The organism is Enterobacter sp. K16B, assembly GCF_020216105.1.
Taxonomy (GTDB): Bacteria; Pseudomonadota; Gammaproteobacteria; order Enterobacterales; family Enterobacteriaceae; genus Enterobacter; species Enterobacter sichuanensis.
In genome coordinates, this window is sequence record NZ_JAIWJZ010000098.1 from 1 (window position 1) to 19990 (window position 19990).

At 55.0% G+C, this 19990-nt stretch carries 14 protein-coding genes and 1 pseudogene; 3 read left to right on the forward strand and 12 right to left on the reverse strand.

What is annotated here, in order from left to right:
- From LDK53_RS17435 to LDK53_RS17475, 9 genes and pseudogenes are all read right to left on the reverse strand, one after another.
- Positions 1-384, reverse strand: a 384-nt coding sequence (locus tag LDK53_RS17435; RefSeq protein ID WP_263643492.1) for a contractile injection system protein, VgrG/Pvc8 family, incomplete at its 3' end; no start/stop codon positions are given.
- Positions 381-3029, reverse strand: a complete 2649-nt coding sequence (gene tssH / locus LDK53_RS17440) for a type VI secretion system ATPase TssH (RefSeq protein WP_225287677.1) — start codon at positions 3027-3029, stop codon at positions 381-383. The genes LDK53_RS17435 and tssH, both read right to left, overlap by 4 nt.
- A 160-nt stretch (positions 3030-3189) precedes the next feature.
- Positions 3190-3681, reverse strand: coding sequence for a type VI secretion system effector Hcp (gene hcp / locus LDK53_RS17445; RefSeq protein WP_023325816.1), 492 nt, complete (start codon positions 3679-3681; stop codon positions 3190-3192).
- A 5-nt stretch (positions 3682-3686) separates the two neighbouring features.
- Positions 3687-5393 carry an OmpA family protein gene (locus LDK53_RS17450; protein ID WP_225287678.1) on the reverse strand — a complete coding sequence of 569 codons (1707 nt, stop codon included), beginning with the start codon at positions 5391-5393 and terminating at the stop codon, positions 3687-3689.
- A pseudogene (gene tssL, locus LDK53_RS17455) lies at positions 5390-6079 on the reverse strand (type VI secretion system protein TssL, short form). Before tssL ends, LDK53_RS17450 begins: the two are co-directional and overlap by 4 nt.
- Positions 6076-7416: a type VI secretion system baseplate subunit TssK gene (gene tssK, locus LDK53_RS17460; protein ID WP_225287679.1), complete on the reverse strand. Its 1341-nt coding sequence runs from the start codon at positions 7414-7416 to the stop codon at positions 6076-6078. The pseudogene tssL and the gene tssK overlap by 4 nt, the downstream one beginning before the upstream one ends.
- A gap of 17 nt (positions 7417-7433) precedes the next feature.
- Entirely contained in the window at positions 7434-8984 is a 1551-nt protein-coding gene (tssC, locus tag LDK53_RS17465; RefSeq protein ID WP_225287680.1) for a type VI secretion system contractile sheath large subunit, read from the reverse strand.
- Positions 8985-9020: 36 nt separating this feature from the next.
- Positions 9021-9518: a type VI secretion system contractile sheath small subunit gene (gene tssB, locus LDK53_RS17470; protein WP_225287681.1), complete on the reverse strand. Its 498-nt coding sequence runs from the start codon at positions 9516-9518 to the stop codon at positions 9021-9023.
- Between the two features lie 547 nt (positions 9519-10065).
- Positions 10066-11682: a peptide ABC transporter substrate-binding protein gene (locus LDK53_RS17475; RefSeq protein ID WP_059387104.1), complete on the reverse strand. Its 1617-nt coding sequence runs from the start codon at positions 11680-11682 to the stop codon at positions 10066-10068.
- Positions 11683-11867: 185 nt separating this feature from the next.
- Between LDK53_RS17475 and mpaA the strand changes: the two genes are divergently transcribed.
- Positions 11868-12581, forward strand: coding sequence for a murein tripeptide amidase MpaA (gene mpaA, locus LDK53_RS17480; protein ID WP_025756632.1), 714 nt, complete (start codon positions 11868-11870; stop codon positions 12579-12581).
- Here mpaA and ycjG read toward each other — a convergent pair.
- Complete coding sequence (gene ycjG, locus LDK53_RS17485) at positions 12572-13537, reverse strand: L-Ala-D/L-Glu epimerase (RefSeq protein ID WP_225287682.1); 966 nt, start codon at positions 13535-13537, stop codon at positions 12572-12574. The genes mpaA and ycjG overlap by 10 nt on opposite strands.
- Before the next feature lie 107 nt (positions 13538-13644).
- Between ycjG and tpx the strand changes: the two genes are divergently transcribed.
- Both tpx and LDK53_RS17495 read left to right on the forward strand, forming a co-directional pair.
- The gene (gene tpx, locus LDK53_RS17490) at positions 13645-14151 is read left to right on the forward strand and encodes a thiol peroxidase (RefSeq protein WP_047958795.1); all 507 of its coding nucleotides are present in this window, start codon (positions 13645-13647) and stop codon (positions 14149-14151) included.
- 274 nt (positions 14152-14425) lie between these two features.
- Positions 14426-15634, forward strand: coding sequence for an aldose 1-epimerase family protein (locus LDK53_RS17495; RefSeq protein ID WP_225287683.1), 1209 nt, complete (start codon positions 14426-14428; stop codon positions 15632-15634).
- 72 nt (positions 15635-15706) lie between these two features.
- On the opposite strand, the gene LDK53_RS17500 is transcribed toward LDK53_RS17495, so the two are convergent.
- Both LDK53_RS17500 and tyrR read right to left on the reverse strand, forming a co-directional pair.
- Complete coding sequence (locus LDK53_RS17500; protein ID WP_318527756.1) at positions 15707-18190, reverse strand: glycosyl hydrolase family 18 protein; 2484 nt, start codon at positions 18188-18190, stop codon at positions 15707-15709.
- 216 nt (positions 18191-18406) lie between these two features.
- Positions 18407-19948, reverse strand: coding sequence for a transcriptional regulator TyrR (gene tyrR, locus LDK53_RS17505; RefSeq protein ID WP_047958797.1), 1542 nt, complete (start codon positions 19946-19948; stop codon positions 18407-18409).
- Positions 19949-19990 lie beyond the last annotated feature (42 nt).

Here is a 19990-nt window from a genome sequence, read left to right on the forward strand (position 1 = left end):
CATGTCCTGGTAAATGGCGTTCTGGTGCGAACGGTCGAGCAGCGCCAGGCGTGGCTGGAGGGTCAGGGCGTAATGCGTTTCGTCTTTTGACGTGCCCAGGCGCTCAAAACCGGTCACCACCCCCTGAATCACCCGCACCGGCTGCTGCACTTTGATGCCGTAACCCTGGTCTACCGGGGCCTGCAGCGTCAGCGAACCGGGTTTCATCAGCATCATCTCCCTGCTGATGGCGTGGTTACCGCTGGTGAACTCAATACGGTAGCGGAACGGTGTGCTCAGGGCTTCATCGCCTTCAAACGCCAGCACATCGGACTCTGCGTCACAGCCCTTCACCGAAAGCAGGTGGTGGTTATGGCTGAATCTTAACGGAGGATTATTACTCATGCGTCCACTCCCTCCTGAACGTCAAATTCCAGACCGATGCCCGCTTCTTCGCTCCAGCTCAGGTGTAACGACTGTGGTTTTTGTCTGTCGGCCATACGGGTCAGCAACTGCTGGCTCAGCACAGGCAGAATTTGTTGATTGAGCAGGCTGTCGACGTTGCGCGCACCGGTATCCGGCAGCAGGCAGGCCGCCGTCAGCGCGTCATACAGGCTCTCATCGATTTTAGTGGTCAGCCCGTAGTGACGGTGCAGGCGCCGGCTCACCTGCCCGAGCTTCATTTCCACGATGGTGCGCATGGCGCTCTCGCTGAGCGGCCGGTAAATCACCGTCTGGAAGCGGGCCAGCAGCGCAGGCTGGAAGTGGTCGCGCAGCAGCGGGCGCAGCCGTTCATGCAGGTCGGATTCGGTGGCCTCCGGCTGTTCCTCCAGCAGCTGCATGATGTGGTCGCTGCCGAGGTTCGAGGTCATCAGGATAACGGTGTTGCGGAAGTCGATTTCCCGGCCTTCACCGTCGCGCATAAAACCGCGGTCAAAGACCTGGTAGAACAGGTTCATCACATCCTGGTGTGCCTTCTCCACCTCATCGAGCAGGACCACGCTGTACGGGCGTTTGCGCACCGCTTCGGTAAGAATGCCGCCCTGACCGTAACCGACGTAGCCCGGAGGCGAGCCCTTCAGTTGCGACACGGTGTGCGGCTCCTGGTATTCGGAGAGGTTAATGGTAATCAGCGATTTTTCACCGCCGTACAGCACGTCTGCCAGCGCCAGCGCGGTTTCGGTCTTGCCGGTGCCGCTCGGCCCGGTCAGCAGGAACACGCCCTGCGGACCGTTCTCCGGCGCCAGGCCCGTTTTACTGGCGCGCAGGCGCTGTGCGATGGCGTTCAGCGCCGCGTCCTGGCCCACCACGCGCCTGCCCAGGCTCGCTTCCAGGCTCAGCAGCTCCGTCTGCTCATCCTTCATCAGCGAAGAAAGCGGCACGCCGGTCCAGTCGGCAATCACCGTGGCAACGGTGCGGACGTCCACATCCAGCCCCAGCAGCGGGGTGGGCTGCTGAACAGCCGTGAGCTGGTTCTGCAAATCCGCCGTTTCTGCCTGGCGCGAGATATCTGTGCGGCAGGCAAGAAGCGCTTCCGTCAGCTTCAGCTCCTGGCCGTACTGTGTTTCCAGCTGGTCAAGCTGCAGGATAATACGGACTTCGTCCTGTTCGATGGCGGCAAGGCGTTCGCCGTGGTTGCTGTTGCCCAGTGCGGTATCTTCCAGCAGCGCCTGCTTCTCCATATCCAGGGCCGTGAGCTGCGCCTTCAGGCGGGTCAGCGGCTCCGGCACCATATCAAGACTCATGCGGATGCGGGCGGAGGCGGTGTCCAGCAGGTCCACCGCCTTATCCGGCAGCTGGCGGCCTGTCAGGTAGCGGCGGGAGAGCGTGACGGCGGCTCGCACCGCCTCATCGCTGATGTGCACCCCATGGTGCTCAGCGTAGCGGGATTTCAGGCCCCTGAGCATCAGGCAGGCGGTGTCGTCGTCCGGCTCGTCCACTTTCACCATCTGGAAGCGGCGCTCCAGCGCGGCGTCGCGCTCGAAGTACTGCTTGTACTCGCTCCAGGTGGTGGCGGCAATGGTGCGCAGTTCCCCGCGGGCCAGTGCCGGTTTCAGCAGGTTGGCCGCATCGGCCCCGCCCGCCTGGTTGCCCGCGCCAATAATGGTATGGGCCTCGTCAATAAACAGCAGCACGGGCAATGGGGACTGCTGTACCGCCTCAATAATGTTCTTCAGCCGCTGTTCGAACTCGCCCTTCACGCCTGCCCCCGCCTGCAGCAGGCCGAGGTCGAGGGTGCGCACGGAGACGGGTTTCAGCGCGTCCGGGACGTTGCCTTCCGCAATGCGCAGCGCCAGCCCTTCCACAAGTGCCGTCTTGCCGACTCCCGGCTCGCCGACCAGAATCGGGTTGTTCTTGCGGCGACGCGACAGGATATCCACCATCTGGCGGATTTCATTGTCACGACCAAACACCGGGTCGATTTTACCCTCGCGGGCGCGGGCGGTGACATCGAGGGTGAATTTATCCAGGGCGTTCTGCAGCGCCGGATTCAGCCCGCCCTCTTCCGGTTCTGCACCGGCAGGACGGCCGACAAACTCCACGTCCCCGACACTGGCCAGTTCCGCCTCCTGCTGCACGTCCGGGCGTTCGTCGGACTGCGCGTCCAGTAACGGACGCAGGCGCTCCAGCTGACTCCGGCCCAGCGTCAGCAGCGGCCACAGACCGTCGCAGCGGACCAGACTCTGTTTTTCAACCAGCGCCATCAGCAGGTGAACACTGCGGATCTGCTCTTCACCACTGAGCGAGGCAATCATCCAGGCGTCCTGCATCAGCGTCCGGATGTTCCCGGAGAGTTGCGGTCGGTGGCGTACCGAGCGAGGTTGTTTGTCCAGCCAGCCGAGCAACTCCTGCCACAGGCTGTTCATGTCCCACTCATAACGCCGGGCCAGCACCGTCAGGTCACCCTCGCCCTGCTCCAGCAGTTTCAGCAGCCAGTGTTCAGGCAGGATTTCCGCGTGGGCGCGGGTCTGGCACAGGGAGGCTGCGCCTTCCATCGCGCGGGCGCAGTAAGGGTTCAGACGACGTAACAGGATGGCTGGATTTTCCATGAGATTCTCTCTTTGTCGGTTCCTGGACACGCTACCGCCCCTCGCTGTTCACCAAAGCGCATAAGGTCAGGCAGGCAGAATGTGTTTTTCTTTGCTGAGCGCCTGCGTCTCAGGCGCTCAGCAAAAAACTGCGGACAGGAAAGCCCTGCCCGCATCAGGATTACGCGGTGGCGCGTTCGTTCCAGGAGTCGGAATGAATGATGTTGCCGTCCTTGTAGGTCCAGGTGATTTTTTCGTAGCGCAGCTCCACGCGCTCAAGATGGTTGTGTTTCTCTTTGGAAGGATCCTTGATGTCGTACATTTCAGGATTCACTTTCACCACTTTCACGTTCTCAAGTTTGGTGTTGAAGTACTCCACTTCCTGACCCGCGTCGTTGATTTTGTACCACTTGAATTCAGCAGACTTAAGGGTCTGACCGGTGGTCACCGCCTTGTACAGATACGGGCTGGAGGAGTCGATCTCCTTGGTGAACAGGAACGGCGTGTGGATACGCGTGCCGGTCAGCTTGCCGGTGTTGTTATCGGTCGGGATGTACAGGTTGTGCTCCTGTGCCACCACCTCGATACTGCCTTCGCGATCCTGAACGTCCACAGACCCTTTAATGTCCGCGCCGCCGTCGTCTTTCAGCCAAAGATAAACAGGAATTGCCATGTTAATTACTCCGTTTTATTTTCTGGGACGCCATCATCCTGCGATGGCGCCGGGTTTTTGCCGGGTATCTGACAGGCACTGGCCTGAGGTACCAGACTGATTTCGACACGGCGGTTAAGGGCACGCCCATGTGCCGTGTCGTTAGAGGCGACAGGACGGCTTTCGCCATAGCCCTGCACCGCAAAACAGCTTTCCGGCACGTCGCCGGTATCACGCATCCAGTTGCGCACGGACTCCGCACGCTTCAGCGACAGCGCCTGGTTGGCCTGTTCATCGCCGGTACTGTCGGTATGCCCCGCCACCACAATCAGCCAGCCTGGCTTCGCTTTGATGCCCACGAGGGAGTTCACCAGCAGCTTCGTCGAGCCAGGTTTAAGGTCGTATCTGCCGGTATCGAACAGCGACATGCTGTCGAGACGTACAATTTTCGGTACCGGTTTCGGCTGCAGTTTCGGGGGCGGTGGAGGGGGAACATACGAGCGGATCGCATCCAGCACCGGCATGCGCAGACGCGCCCCCTGATACAGACCGAGGCTCATCCGGACCGGTACGCCATTGCGCGCCAGACCATCCAGCTCTGCCGCATCGTCACGAAGGACAGCAACGGCATCAGCTTTTGCTCCGAAATCATCCATCGAAATACGGTCATAACGAGCGATATCGAAACTCACACGTTGCAGCAGTTGGCGATTGTTCCAGCCACTGCTGAGCAGCGCGGCAATGGCTGCCAGCGTGAGGATCCCGTGCGCATACCGCCAGGTTCGCCCACGCGGCGTCAGGCCGCGCCCTTCCGGCAGAAGCGGCAGGATAAAATCCGGGAAAAGGGAAACAACCGTGCTGTCCGTTCCCACTGGCTGCCAGCCGGTCACCTGCTGCATCGCCGTGTGACGGGAAAGCCACACCGTCCAGGCCGAAGTGGCCAGACTTCCGGCCAGGATCGGCCCCATTCCCCACAGCACCGTGGCCGGTGTGATGACCGGAATATCGGGATTGTTATCCATAAAGACAGCCTGGACGTGCTGACGGAACCAGTTCATCAGACAGTTCATCAGCACCTGCTGCTGCATCGCTGGCGTTCCGCCGGCGGTGACCCATGCAGCGACCGCCCCCGGAGCAGAAGATGCCTGCCAGACCTTCACCCCTTCCCCCGGAATGGCGGCCTGCCAGAGCATGTCATTCGTCATTGCGCTGCCAACCTGACCATTCAGAACCAGGGGCACAGAATGACCGGTTGCTTTACGCAACTGGCTGATTTGCCAGCGCAGGGCCAGCAGACGACTGGTGAGGGCTTCGCTGTCAGGGTGTTGCTGCGGACAGACACTGACCATCACCGACAGTTGACGTCCCCAGTCGGGACGCAGCCACAGTACCTGACGGGCTACCTGCTCCAGACTCTGATGTTCCTCCACGCGGATCCAGCATCCCTGCGCGACAGTGAGCACCGGTAACTGCGGCATACATCCCAGCGGCAGATCGCCACAGACCAGCACCACGGGCTGACGGTAAGTGGCTTCCGGGAGGTCATCCAGACGCAGGATGAGATCGTGCCGAACACGACGGCTGGCGACAGTGCAGAGCGTCAGAATAAGCCCCAGAATCGCCAGCAAAACGAGCACAGAAACCAGTCGGGTAACTGGCAGAAAGCCCAGGCAGACCACGGCACTCAGCAGGGCGGCCCATAGCGCCAGCCCGCGCTGTTGTACAGGACTCATTTCACGGCCCCCGGCAACAGGGTCAGGAGCATCTGATCCAGCCAGTGATCCAGTCCCCACCAGAGTGCGGCTACCACCACCACGCTCAGGCCAATACGTACTGGCAATGATGCCAGGCAGGCGCCCATTCCCCGTCCGGCACGGCTTTCCGCCAGTACAGAATGGGTCTGTGGATAACTGAACGGCGTAGCATGCTCACTGAGTGCACTGAGGAGTTTCTGGCGTTCCGGATCGTTCAGGGAGCGGAAACTGCCGAGAAATCCCAGCATCATAACTCGCTAGAAGCAGGTCACGACTGCAGGATCAGGAGCCGGTTCTCGCAGCACATCGCGCATTCGATCGCACAACGTGTCACCGGCATCCATGGTGCCGAGGAAGTACCCCTGCAGGGGGATGTCATACCACTGCACACAGGCGTCATCTTCCACACCGCGACCTTTGACCGCTTCGTCAAGCAGCGCACACTGTGCAGTGAGAATATGCCGGCAGCTGGCTTCATCGAGTTCGCTCGCTTTCAGCTCGTGCTGCACGCGCTCCACATCGGCAATGCAGCGCTCCCACAGCATACGCCCCTCACCCTCCTGAAAGACCGGACCGTGACGCAGGCTGATGACCTGCAGCCAGGTGTCCTGCAGCAGGGCATCAATATCAATGGACGCGGCAGCGCCGCGTTTAGGTTCACTCATGTTCTCAGTACCGCAAAGAGTTCAAGTTCAGGCTCACCGAGCATCCCCGGGACGTAAAACATACAGGTGCCACCCTGAAGCATTTCAGTGGTCAGAGGATGGGAGACATCAAGGCTGAAGTACTGGTTTTCCAGGCGCAGTGGAATGGCGGCTGGCACATGACGCAGCGGCGTCAGCGGCACGCCCACCCGCGATGAATTGACGATACTTCTGACATGATCGGGACTGCCAACTTTGCACTGGCGCGGGAACTGCTCCTGCAACTGGGCAACCGACATTGGTGAACGCACGGAAAGGTAATAATCCGCCCCTTCACGCAGACGTGGGTCATGCAGACGAGCCTGCCAGAAGTGCAGCCGGGCATCATGCTCAAGCTCAATGGCCACCACCCGCGACGGCAGACTGGCTTCCAGCAGATCGCCCAGTAAGTCAAACAGCTGAGGAAAGACATTATTCAACTGCTCATGCTGCCAGACCGGGATCGCACTCACCTGATGCTCCAGTGAGAAGGTCAGCAGGCTACCCGCCAGACGTGCCAGCTCAGGATACAGGCGTTCAGGCGGGCTTTGCGGATGACGCTGAAACTGTCCCAACACGGGCTCAGCACTGTTCAGGGCATTAAGCAGCCAGAACAGAGACACATCTGCCACGGCAAAATCGGCCATTCGCTCATTACTTTCCCGGCGCATCGCCATCAGACGGCTCAGGCGTATGCGTAGCTGGCTCATTAGTTGTTCGAGCTGGGTTACCAGCCAGCGGCTGCCCTGGATAGCCAGAAGCGGAGGGAGAAACGATTTATCGAGTCCCCACACTCCCTGCGAATCCTGCAGCAGGCGCGCGACCGGACACGTCAGATAATCACTATTGCTCTGATGAGCAAAACGCAACGTCAGCTCCGGCCGCATCACCGCAATCTGACGGCTGTCATCCCCAAAGATATTGCGAACATCCTGCCAGCGCTGGCGATAGCGAACAGGGCGCCCGGCTACTTCATCGGGTTTAAGGCAGTTACCGCCATTCGCCCGCAGCAGCGGAAGTGCCAGAACCACCACTACCTCCTGTGACTCACCTTCAAGCGCCAGCACCGGTGGCAAATCGTCGGCATTATCCGTGTCAATAAGCGTCCCGTCAGGAAAACGGACGTGCAAATGACTGGCCTGCAGGCGGCCCAGTTTCAGGGGCTCCGGCTCGAAAGTAGCATCAATCACCCCCCACGGATGATTAATACCTAACCGGGCAATGCAATCCGCAGTCCAGGCCGCGTACGCGGCCTGTTGCTGGAAGTGCTGGGGTGAGACCATCTGGCCCCGGCCCCATAACGGTTGTTCCGTCTTCATTGGCTTCCTGCCTTTACTTATGCTTTAGCCTTCGGCATCCGGGAAACCAGCGACAGGTTGACATCCATGCCTTCCACCTGGAAGTGCGGCACGGCGTACAGCTTCACGCGGAAGAAGCCCGGGTTGTCTTCGATGTCTTCCACGACCACTTTCGCGTCACGCAGCGGGTGTGAGGCCTGCAGTTCGTCGCCCGGATCGGTCATTTCCGTCACCAGAGTGCGCACCCAGGTGTTGAGCTCCAGCTCCAGCAGGCGACGGTCTTTGGTGGTCCCGATGTTTTCGCGCTGGATAAGCTTCAGGTAGTGCGCGATACGCGACAGCAGGAAGATGTACGGCAGGCGCGCGTTGATACGGCTGTTGGCGGTCGCATCAGCGGTGTCGTACAGCGCGGGCTTCTGGGTCGAGTTCGCCGAGAAGAAGCACGCGTAGTCACGGTTCTTGTAGTACGACAGCGGGATAAAGCCGAGATTCGCGAATTCAAACTCGCGGGTTTCCGGGATCATCACCTCAGACGGGATTTTCACCTGATTGCCGGTGCCGAGATCGTACAGGTGGATCGGCAGATCCTGAACCGCACCACCCGCCTGCGGGCCACGAATTTGCACGCACCAGCCGTTGTTAATGAAGCTCTTCACCATGTTGGCCGCAAAGGCGAACGAGGCGTTGGTCCACAGGTATTTGTCGTGGTCCGGGCCTTTGACCTGCTCAACGTAGTTGAAGCTGCGTACCGGGACGGTGTCAGGTCCGTACGGCAGGCGACCCAGCACGCGCGGCATCACCAGGCCGAGATAGCGGGAGTCATCCGTCTCGCGGAAGCTTTTCCATTTGATGTACTCGGCGCGGTCAAAGTAGTTGCCGATATCTTTGATGGCCGCCACTTCTTCCATTGAGGACTTCATAAAGAACGCCGGACCCGCAGAGCCAATAAACGGCATGTGAGCAGCCGCAGACACTTTTGAAATATTGCGCATCAGCGCCACGTCCTGCGCAGACGCATCAAACTCATACGCGGAAATCACCGCAGCAATCGGTTCGCCGCCGGGCGTGTCGTACTCCATCGTGTACGTCTGACGGTACAGGCCACTCTGGATAATCTCCGGCGAGTCCTCGAAATCCTGACGCAGTTCGTCTTTGGAAAGGTCCAGAATCTCGATTTTTACGTTCTGACGAAAATCCGTCTTATCCACCAGCGACTTAAGACCGCGCCATACGGACTCAACTTTCTGAAATTCATCGCTGTGCATCACTTCATCAAGCTGACGGCTAATCTGGAAATCCAGTTCCGCGATGTGGTGATCCAGTAATGTTTTATCGAGCTTCTCAACTTTCTGGCCGGACTTCTGCAGGCACTGCATGAAGACCTGAACGGCTGCCGTAACGCGCGCATCAGCGGACGTTTCTGCCATTACAGTACTGTCTTCAAAACCATTCAGGTCACCAATTTCAGCAACCGGCGTTAAATTAATTTTGTTGAACAGGGATGCATAAACGCCATTCTGCGGCAGCGTCTTTTCAATTGTCGCGCCGCCTGTCTGACTCTGGGATTCATTATTGACTGACATAAGCATTTTACTCGTTATTATTCCGTTAACATGTTCCGGTAGTTAATCCTGGGCCGGGGCAAGCGCGTTCAGTTCGCGGCGCAGTTCATCAGTGAGCGCCGGGTCCTTTAAAATAGTTTCCAGTTCTTTCCTGAAAGTGACGTTATCCAGAAGATTGGATTTCAAATCCCGCAGTAAATTACGCATGGCGAGCATTGCACGAAGCTGTGGAATTTGGCGCGCCACCGCTTCTGGCTCAAAATCTCTCATATTCTGAAAAGCCAGCCTCACGTTTTCTTCAGAGCCATCGTTCGCCAGGGTATTTTTAACGGTGATATTCACTTCGGGATGAAGATCAGCGAGAACACTGTTGAAGTTATTTTTATTGATGTTGATTTTTTCGCGTTCTGAAAGGGCCCCTTCCGCCCTGCCATTGCTGTAGTCAGCGACACTCAGCAGCTTCAGCGGCAACTCAACTTTCTTCCGGGCGCCACCCGTGACCAAATCCAGTTTTATATTTACGCGTGCGCGAGGTATCTCGTTCTGAAATGATTCAGACATGGTTATTTATCTCCTGAATAAATTAATCCCTTGCCGGGTTGAATATCGCCACATAAATGCAGGGGCGTTTTATTTTAACCAGTAACTTTCGTTGAGACAAAACGGCTAATATAAAAATTAATTTCAGTACAACTTACTGTACATTTAAACCTGAATTAACTACCGCATCCGGACGGACATGAACGCCAAACCGACAGACGACTCGGTCAACCTGCAATAAAATGGCTACAAATTAAGACTTATCCCGGATGATATTACAGGATAGTGCTTAATACTGAAAAGCCCTGAAAATGTCCAACAGTGGACTTATGAATAAAACTCGGGATAACCAGAGGGACTATTTAATATATCTGGTGTATCGGATTTAAGACAATCATCCACTGGATGCATGGAATGTGTATTCAGGGATACGCCATTCAGCGCAATATCAGAAAAGTGATACTTCTGCTGTGGCGGGAAATGGTCAGAAGGAGAAACTGGCGCGACAAACCGCGCCAGTTCAGGGTTTAGTGATGGTAATCTGCCGTTAGCCAGAGGTCAGTGCACATCAGTGCTTCTCAATATACATCGTCCGGCTGTACGCCACGTCTTCCGGGTTATTAATCGGATATCCTTTCACCCACGGCTTGATAAGACGACCATTGGTGTACTGGTAGATGGGCGCGATAGGCGCCTTCTCCATGAGGATTTTCTCCGCCATGTTGTAGTCGGTATTACGCGCTTTCGCCGTGGTTTCCAGCGTCGCCTGATGGATCGTCTTATCGTAAGCCGGATCATTGAAACGCGAGATATTGCCGCTGTGGGTTGAGGTCAACAGAGACAAGAAGGTAGAGGGCTCATTGTAATCCCCCACCCATGACGCGCGGATCACATCAAAATTGCCGGTATTGCGGCTGTCGATATAGGTTTTCCACTCCTGGTTTTGCAGTTTGACATCCACGCCAAGGTTTTTCTTCCACATGGACGCCACCGCGATGGCGATTTTCTGATGGTTTTCCGAGGTGTTGTACAGCAGGTTCAGCTTCAGTGGGCGCTGAGGACCGTAACCTGCGGCCTGCAGCAAGGTTTTCGCCTGCGCATTCAGCTCCTGCTGCGACATTTGCTCAAACGGTGAAGGCTCAGGCGTGAAGCCCGCCGTCACGTCAGGGGTGAAATGCCAGGCTGGCTTCTCGCCGGTCCCCAATACCTTTTCCGCCATCAGGCGGCGATCGATAGTCATACTCAGCGCAAGACGGACCCGGGCATCGGCCGTCGGGCCCTTTTGCGTGTTAAACGCATAGTAATAAGTTCCGAGCTGCGGTGGCGTATAAACTTGTCCCGGAATGTCCTTCAGGAGCTTCTGATACATGTTTTTCGGGAACGACTCGGTAATATCGATATCCCCGGCCAGATAGCGTTTCGTGGCCGCGGATTCCTGATTAATCGGAATGAACGTGACTTTTTGCAGGACAGTTTTGGCGTTGTCCCAGTAGTGGGTATTCGGCACGACAACCAGTTTTTCATTCACCACGCGATCGTTCAGGACGTATGCGCCATTCCCGACCAACGCGCCCGGGCGCGTCCACTCTTTACCACTTTCAACGTTCGCTTTTTGCACCGGGTAGAAGGCAAAGTTTGCTGTCAGGTTGCTAAACCACGGCAGCGGTTTATCCAGCTGAACGCGTAACGTTCGGGCATCCACCGCCGTCACGCCCAGGGTATCAGGCGCCGCTTTGCCATCAATTATCGCCTGTGCGTTGCTGATCCCCGCCAGGGCCGCAAACCAGGCAAACGGAGAAGTTGTTTTTGGATCGACCAGACGCTGCCAGCTGTAGACAAAATCCTGTGCGGTGACAGGCGAACCGTCAGACCATTTCGCATTATCGCGCAAGGTAAACGTCCAGATACGGTTATCGTTGCTCTGCCAGCGCGTCGCCACGCCCGGGGTCAGTTCCCCTTTCTCGTTCTGATTCACCAGTCCTTCGAACAGATCGCGAATCACCTGAATCTCTGGCAACCCAACCGCTTTTGCCGGATCGAGCGAAGCCGGTTCGTCTTTAATGTGTCTGACCAGCTCCTGTTTTTGCGCCAGTACCGTGCCCTGTGGCACATCAGCAGCGTACGAGAGTGTAGAAAGTCCGCACAGGCACAGTGCGGTGAAAAGACGCGAAACAGGATGCTTCATAAGATCCCCTTTAATAAAGGCAGGTAACAAGCAGATGCGTAATTATTTGTTTCGACAATAAGAAATGCAAATACCTTCGTCAGGAATAGTGATTTAAGGCAATTCTCAGCCGTTGCGGAAACTATTTGATTAACCGCGGGTTTTGCACAACACTGCCAGTAGAGACTTCTTTATCAGGATTTCGTATGGCAACCACCCGACCACGAGCGGAACGCGGCGCCTTTCCGCCGGGCGCAGAGCAATATGGCCGCTCATTCTTAGGCGCATCGCTGATCTGGTTCCCGGCCCCCAATGCCGATCGCGACAGCGGATTGATCATTGCCGGCACGCACGGGGATGAGAACTCATCCATCGTCACGCTCTCATGTGCACTGCGAACGCTGACCCCTTCTTTACGACGTCATCACGTGATCCTTGCCGTGAACCCCGATGGCTGCCAGCTTGGATTGCGGGCGAATGCGAGGGGCGTCGACCTGAACCGTAATTTCCCGGCGGCAAACTGGCGCGCCGGGGAAACCGTTTATCGCTGGAACAGTACCGCCGAGGAGCGTGATGTGGTGTTACTGACGGGGGACAAACCGGGCTCGGAGCCAGAAACGCAAGCGTTGTGCCAGCTTATCCATAAGATCCAACCCGCCTGGGTTGTCTCCTTTCACGATCCGCTGGCCTGTATTGAAGATCCGCGCCACTCCAGCTTGGGCGAGTGGCTGGCACAGGCGTTCGCCCTGCCACTCGTCTCCAGCGTGGGCTATGAAACACCCGGTTCATTCGGTAGCTGGTGCGCTGATTTGAGCTTGCCCTGCATCACCGCAGAATTCCCGGCAATCTCCTCCGACGAAGCCAGCGAAAAATACCTGAAAGCCATGATGCAGCTGCTGTGCTGGCAGCCTCAGAGATGAAGCACGCCGCTGGTAAAATGGAGCGCCGGTGAGACGTCAACGGCGAGCCATGTCGGGCCATCCAGATCGGCAAAACGCACCTGCGCGGCCAGCGGCAGCGCCGCGCTAATCGCCCGGGAGGTACAGAGCATACAGCCAAGCATCAATCCAAAGCCCTGCGCCCGGGCTTCTGCCGCCAGTGCCAGCGCTTCTGTCAGCCCACCAGTCTTGTCGAGCTTAATGTTGACCATGTCGTAGCGGCCTTCAAGTTCGCGCAAATTCTCGCGGGTATGGCAGCTTTCATCCGCACAAACTGGCAACGGATGGATAAAATTCTTCAGTGCGGCATCATCCTTCGCCGGCAGTGGTTGCTCCAGCATGGCCACGCCCAGGTCAGCCAGCAGCTGGCATCGTGCGGCAAGCCCTTCGGGATGCCATGACTCGTTGGCATCAACAATCAGCGTGGCTGCAGGAACCGCCGAACGAATGGCGACCATTCGCTCGCTAATCAGACGATCGTCGAGCTTCACTTTTAACAGCGTGGCCCCGGCGTCAAAAAGTGCTTTTGCGCTGGCTGCCATCTGTTCCGGCTCACCAATCACCACCGTTTGCGCGGTAATGACGGATCTCGGCAATGCCACACCCAGCAAAGACGGCAGCGATTTTTGCCGCGTTGCGGCTTCGAGGTTCCATAGCGCACAATCAATGGCGTTGCGCGCCGCACCAGCGGGTAAACGCGTCTGTAATGCTTCACGCGTGAGCCCTTTTTGCAGATCAGGGACCAGGGTCATGATCTGTGCCATCACGGATGCCAGACTTTCCCCATAGCGCGGGTAAGGCGTACATTCCCCGACACCTTTACCCCCCTCTTCTTCAATTTCAACCACCACCACGCTGGCTTCGCTTCTACTGCCGCGTGAAATTACAAACGGGGTATGCAATGGCCAGGCTTCTTCATAGACCTTAACGCTTCTCATCACTGACTCCTTGCGGCCCGTAAAGGCGAAAAAATTGGTTTGCCGTGTTATCCGCTGATGGCATACACTAGCCCCGACGTTAACTATATGTAAACAGGAAGATATCTATGTCACAACTCGTTCATTTCCAGGGCAACCCGGTTGCTGTAGCAGGTTCCATTCCGCAGGCTGGCAGCAAAGCGCAGGCTTTTACTCTGGTGGCTAAAGATCTGTCTGACGTCACACTGGCTCAGTTTGCGGGTAAACGCAAAGTGCTGAACATTTTCCCAAGCATTGATACCGGCGTCTGTGCCGCATCCGTGCGTAAATTCAACCAGTTGGCGACTGAAATGGACAACACCGTTGTGCTGTGCATTTCCGCTGACCTGCCGTTTGCCCAGTCTCGTTTCTGCGGTGCTGAAGGTCTGAGCAACGTCGTTACCCTCTCCACGCTGCGCAGCGCGGATTTCCTGGAGAACTACGGCGTCAGCATCGCGGAAGGCCCACTGAAAGGTCTGGCTGCACGTGCTGTACTGGTTCTTGATGAAAACGACACTGTTGTCTTTAGCGAACTGGTTAACGAAATCACCACCGAGCCGGATTACACTGCCGCGCTGGACGTGCTGAAAGCATAATAAGTCCTTAGTATTCTATACAACGTATTCTCAACCTCGCCACGGCGGGGTTTTTTATTTATTTTTAGCTGAATCGTTAAAGCTAATCTGGTCATACTTCACATTTTTAGCGCAATAATATTTTGTACATTCATCTTTTTGCTATTAATCCCACATAAAACCTGTTCTGTTATCACCTTTTCTTGCGCAGTGAGACACATCACATTTCCCTTTTCGGCAAAACATTAGATTTGCTTACGAAATCAAATAATCGTTTCAGCAAAAAGGGATAAACATGAAAATAAAACTGGCTTTTACGCTTCTTGCGGTTCTGGTTTCAGGTCATGCCGCGGCGAAAACCTGGGTGCTGACAAGCGCTGAAAGCAGCGTAGAAAAAGGAAACTGGAAGATTTCCAGCAATGAGCTGAACGTTAAAAATCAAACGTTCAGCATTGAGCAAAAAGTCTTGCATGGCGGTAAGCAGGAAGGCAGTAAAGTCATCATTATTAGCAGCAAAGATGGCCTGACCATTGCCTTAAGCCCGACGCGTGGCATGAACCTTCTGCATGTTGAAGGCTTTGGCACCCGACTGGGGTGGAACTCACCCGTCAAAGAGGTGGTGAACCCGGCTTATATCAATCTTGAAAGTCGCAACGGTCTCGGCTGGCTGGAAGGATTCAATGAGATGATGGTCCGCTGTGGCTATGAGTGGACAGGCCATCCGGTGACGGCCGACGGTCAGATTTATACGCTGCACGGCAAGGCCGGAAATACGCCAGCATCACAGGTCGAGGTGGAAGTCGCGGATGCTGCACCGCATGAAATCCGCGTCAGAGGTTTGATCAAAGAGAGCACCTTCAAAAAAGCAGATCTGCAAACCCTGACCGAACTGCGTTACGTGCCGGGAACCAACCAGTTCAGCCTGCACGATGTGCTGACCAACCATGCAGATTATCCTCACGACTATCAGATCATCTATCACAGCAACTTCGGTACGCCTGTCCTCGAGGAAGGCGCACGTTTCCTTGCCCCGGCAGCGAGCGTGAGCCCATTCAATGACTACGCCAAAGCGGGTGTTAACAACTGGCAAACCTATGCAGGGCCGACAAAAGACTTTGATGAGATGGTCTTTAACATCAAACCACTTGCGGATAATAACCACGAAACGCTCGCAGCCGTGGTCAATAAAGCCGGAGATAAAGGCGCGTCAATACAGTTTGACACCCGCCAGCTCCCCGTACTGACCTTATGGAAAAATACCGATACGCTGAAACAGGGTTACGTCACGGGGATTGAGCCGGGGACCAGCTACGCCTACCCCGTTACCATTGAACGCGAGCAGAAGCGGGTTAAGCAGCTGCAGCCTGGTGCCAGCGCGCAGTTTGATCTGACCTATACCCTGCTTCACAGCCCGCAGCAGGTGAAAGAGGTCGAAAACAGGATTGCGTCGATTCAGGGAGAAACAAAGGTCGCGCTCGACACGACACCGTTAGCGAAAGAATAAGAACAAAAAGCCGTAACATCACTGTTACGGCTTTGAATTAAGTTATAATCTCGTTATAACTAATAAGTAATATTACTTTCTACTTTTCATCATATCTTCAGTTATGGTCAAGCTTGACATAACAGAATGAACGTTCGCATTTTTATTTCCACCATCGGCAACTGCCAGTATTATCTTATCTCCGACATGAAGATCACTGAGATAGTCACTAATCATATAAGAAGATTTACCCAAATTAAATGTACATTGGGTATAACCAGATGCCCCTCCTGCAAGCGCAGCACGATAATATGAGCAACGAAAATCGCGAGTGACATCACCTGTTTTCGTATTTTTACGATCAATGTAAAAATTGACATATTGACTACTCATCATAAAATCAGTACTGGTTTTGACAGTATAATTTATCCTTGGCGTTGTTCCAGTTGGAGGTGTAGGGATATCGTATGACGTTGACGCTACATTTTTTTCTGTTCCAGTCATGAAATCATCAATGACAAATGTATAGGTCATTACTTTATTATTGTTGTCATCCCTGACGTTAATTATATTCCCAGCAACCATCCCCATATTAGTTGGTATTTTTACCAAAGAATAACCATTACCCTGCTCGGTTATCGTTGCGCTACCTTTTGGGGCATTAACACCATACGAATTAATTGTCTTTTCCTCAGCGTCTTTATCCCACTGAGATGTGACTGTAAACGCTGACTGTGACAAGCTAGCTGTATTTTGCAGCCACTGCACTTTCGGATAAGTAGAGGATTTATCCATACTGATGTCTTTTATTTCCGTATCAACAGACGCTTCAGTGTGCGTAAACGGCGCGAACACGTCACTGAAGGCATACTGCGGCGCCTGCGATTCAGTCAGGCCACTGTGTTCCGGAGAAACCTGCCCGGCAACGCCTGGCTGGTCACGCATCATCGACCACATGCCGATCATGCCCAGATCGCGGGTTTTGGCATCGTCCATTACCAGCCTGGCATCAGAGAGATAGAACACTTCGCCCTGAACATCGTTGTAGCCGTTCATTGGCGTCACGCCCATCATCGCGTTAATGTCAGCGTCACTCTTATCGGTAAAGATTTGCTTCAGCTGGCTGAACAGGTTTTCAATTGCAGAGGTGGCGCACTTACCGTGAATGTTCTGGCCTTCGGTACCATCGGACTGGCAAATGCTGTTGCCGTAGTCCATTGCCATCACGTTAACACCGGCCAGTTCAACACCTTTGGCTTTCGCATCTTCCAGTACATACAGCCCTTCCGCCGTCAGACCTGTCGGCAGAATGGGCAGGGTATACCAGATCCCCACGCTGCGCCCCTCGGCTTTCCACTGTGCCTGTACGGCCTTGACCGCTTCGTTGCGGCGGTTAATGGAATCATGATCGGCAACCCAGGTGCCTTCGATATCGAAATCCAGCACGTTCAGGTTCAGATTTTCAACGATGTCGTAATAGTGTTTCTGCAGATCGGACACGTTCTTACAGGATGCTGCCAGCGGTGAGTTGTTGGCGCCGCCAATGGACACCATCACGTCGCCGCCCGCTTCACGCAAGGCTTTAATTTTACTGTATTGTGCATAGTCATTGATGTTGTATGCCGTTCCCCACGTTGGCAGACAGGTATCGGCATCCTTAGCCACGACAAAGGCCATGGTGAAGTGGGTGACCTTCTGGTTTTTCGCCAGGCTTGCCAGGTCAGGCAGCGAGTTCAGGGTATAGTCGACATACGGCGCGTAGACATGTGCTGGCCACGGCGCAGAAGGTGTACCCACCATCGCTTTGGTGCCAGACCAGTCAATATACACAGACCATGGGTTAGAATCGGACGGGGAGACTTTCTGCACTTTTGCCTGGGAAACGTAATTGCCGCCGTTATAGCGAATTAATGTCCCGCTGTCATAAAGCGTCGAGGCATTAAATTGAGGCGCATTATTTAATTGTTCCGTCGTGTAGCTTACGACCTGCCCCAGGGGCTTCCAGGGACGACCGTTGGTGCCGGTAGGGTTTTGGTTGGAGGAATTAGACGGGTCATCACCGACGGTATAGAACAAGGCCTCATATTCCTGTCCGCCCTTCTGAACTTTGTCGCCTTTATTATATGTCGTTGCTGCTGACCACTGCGGCACTTCAGCGTACAACTCCCACGGGTTACCTTCACCCGGCTTAAAGCCATACGGACTTTGTGCCGCTGACGTTTTCCATGTTGCGCCGTTATAACTGACGACATCATTGGCGTTATAGCTGTTTGCGCTGTTGTATTCAGGGTAGCTGACGTCACCACCGCTGGTCTCGCAGGTTGTGGGGTTGCCATACTGGCTTATTTCAGCGCTCGTCGCGGCACGTTCATATTTCCACGGATTAGTGTCTGTCTCATTCCCCGGACAGTCAGTTTTTGCCACCCACCATGCATTCGTATAGACACCGCTGTTATAAATAACCTCATAAGGCCCGGTTCCTTCCTGACCGCTCCAGGCCTCGACAGCCAATACCGGGGCAGTTACGCATAGCGCACCCATGCCAATTATTGTCCTGGCAAATATATTTAATTTCATAATCATCCCTTATATATCAATCACATTATTAAATCGCGACTAACTGTAAGGGCATAAAAGAGTGCTGCAAAATAAAAGCCGGGAAAACGACCTTTAATTAAGAATAAAACCCGCTGGTCAGAGCGGATTTTATTCACAGACAAAATATCACTAAGAAAACATATCAATCAGATGAAATTTAAGAGTGCCAACCCGGTGAAGAGTTGGCATAAAGAATTAATCGTCACCCTTCTTATTGTTCAGGCCATACTCACGTAATTTATTTGCAATCGCGGTATGTGAGACGCCAAGACGTTTTGCCAGTTTGCGGGTACTGGGATAACTGCGATAAAGCTGCGTCAATACCGAACGTTCAAAGCGGCTGGTAATTTCATCCAGTGAGCCTTCCATTGCCTCTTCACCCACTGACACCGTTCCGGCGTCGTAATCCGGTAGCAGGATATCCTGCGGTCGCAGTTCATAGCCTTCCAACTGCGTCAGCGCCCGATAAACGGCGTTTTTGAGCTGACGAATATTTCCCGGCCAGCCGTAGCGCATCAACACCGTACCGAGGTCGGAAGAGAGCTTCGGCCGCGGAACCCCCTGCTCGTCGGCGAAACGGGCCACAAACAGCTCGGTCAACGGCATGATGTCCTGCGGACAATCGCGCAGCGGGGGAATATTCAGCGTCAGGACATTGAGACGGTAATAGAGATCTTCGCGGAAGATCCCTTTTTGCACCAGTTCGACCAGGTTTTTCTGGGTGGCACAGATGACGCGTACGTCCACATGTACTTCGTGATCTTCGCCGACACGGCGGAACGTGCCGTCGTTCAGGAAACGCAGCAGTTTGGCCTGCATACGAGGCGACATCTCGCCAATCTCATCCAGCAGCACGGAACCGCCGTTAGCCTGCTCGAAGAAGCCTTTCTTCCCTTCCGGCGCATGACCAAACAGCTCGCTTTCAACGGCATCTTCCGGGATAGAGGCACAGTTCAGCGCCAGATACGGTTTTGCCGCACGCGGGCTCGCCAGGTGTACAGCGTGCGCCAGCAGATCTTTCCCGGTACCGGTATCGCCGGTAATCAGCAACGGTGCGGTCAGGCTTGCGAGCTTGCGCGCCTGGTCAACCACATGGCGCATTTTCGGGCTGACGGCAATAATCTGGCTGAAGGCACCGACATCCTGACTGGAGAGGTTTTGCAGCTGACGGCCCATGCGTAACGTCGATCGCAGCATGATCACCGCTCCGGTTAACACACGTGCATTCCCTTCCCCTTTCAGGTAAACCGGCGTGATCTCCATCAGGAAGTTCTGCCCGTTAATCACCACATGCTCGCTGTGCGTGTTCTGCGGATTACTGTCCAGCCAGCGCTGGAAGTTGAAGCCGGGGATCAGCTGTGCGGCGTTATGATTGCTGAGCTTCTCCTGGCTCTGGGCGAAAAGCTGGCAGCTCGCGTGGTTAACGCGTTCAACTTTACTTTTCAAATCCAGGGAGAGGAACGGCTCCGGCATCGCTTCCAGCAGCGCGCTCAGTGCAAGGTGCTCACGCTCGGATGGCATCCAGGGAATGGTGCGTACATCCGTAACGCCAGCGATACGGCGGATTTCAGCCATCAGACTGCTGAATGTATTAAATTCAATTTCGGCAAAATTGAGGTAAATTCGCCCGACAGGATCGATCTCAATGCCACGTAAATCAATGCTACGTAAAACAAGAAGATCGAGTAATTCGCGGGTCAGACCGAGACGGTCTTCACAGAAGACTTCAAGACGCATGGGAAATTCACCGTTTTAAGCCAATAACATTAAAATGATATG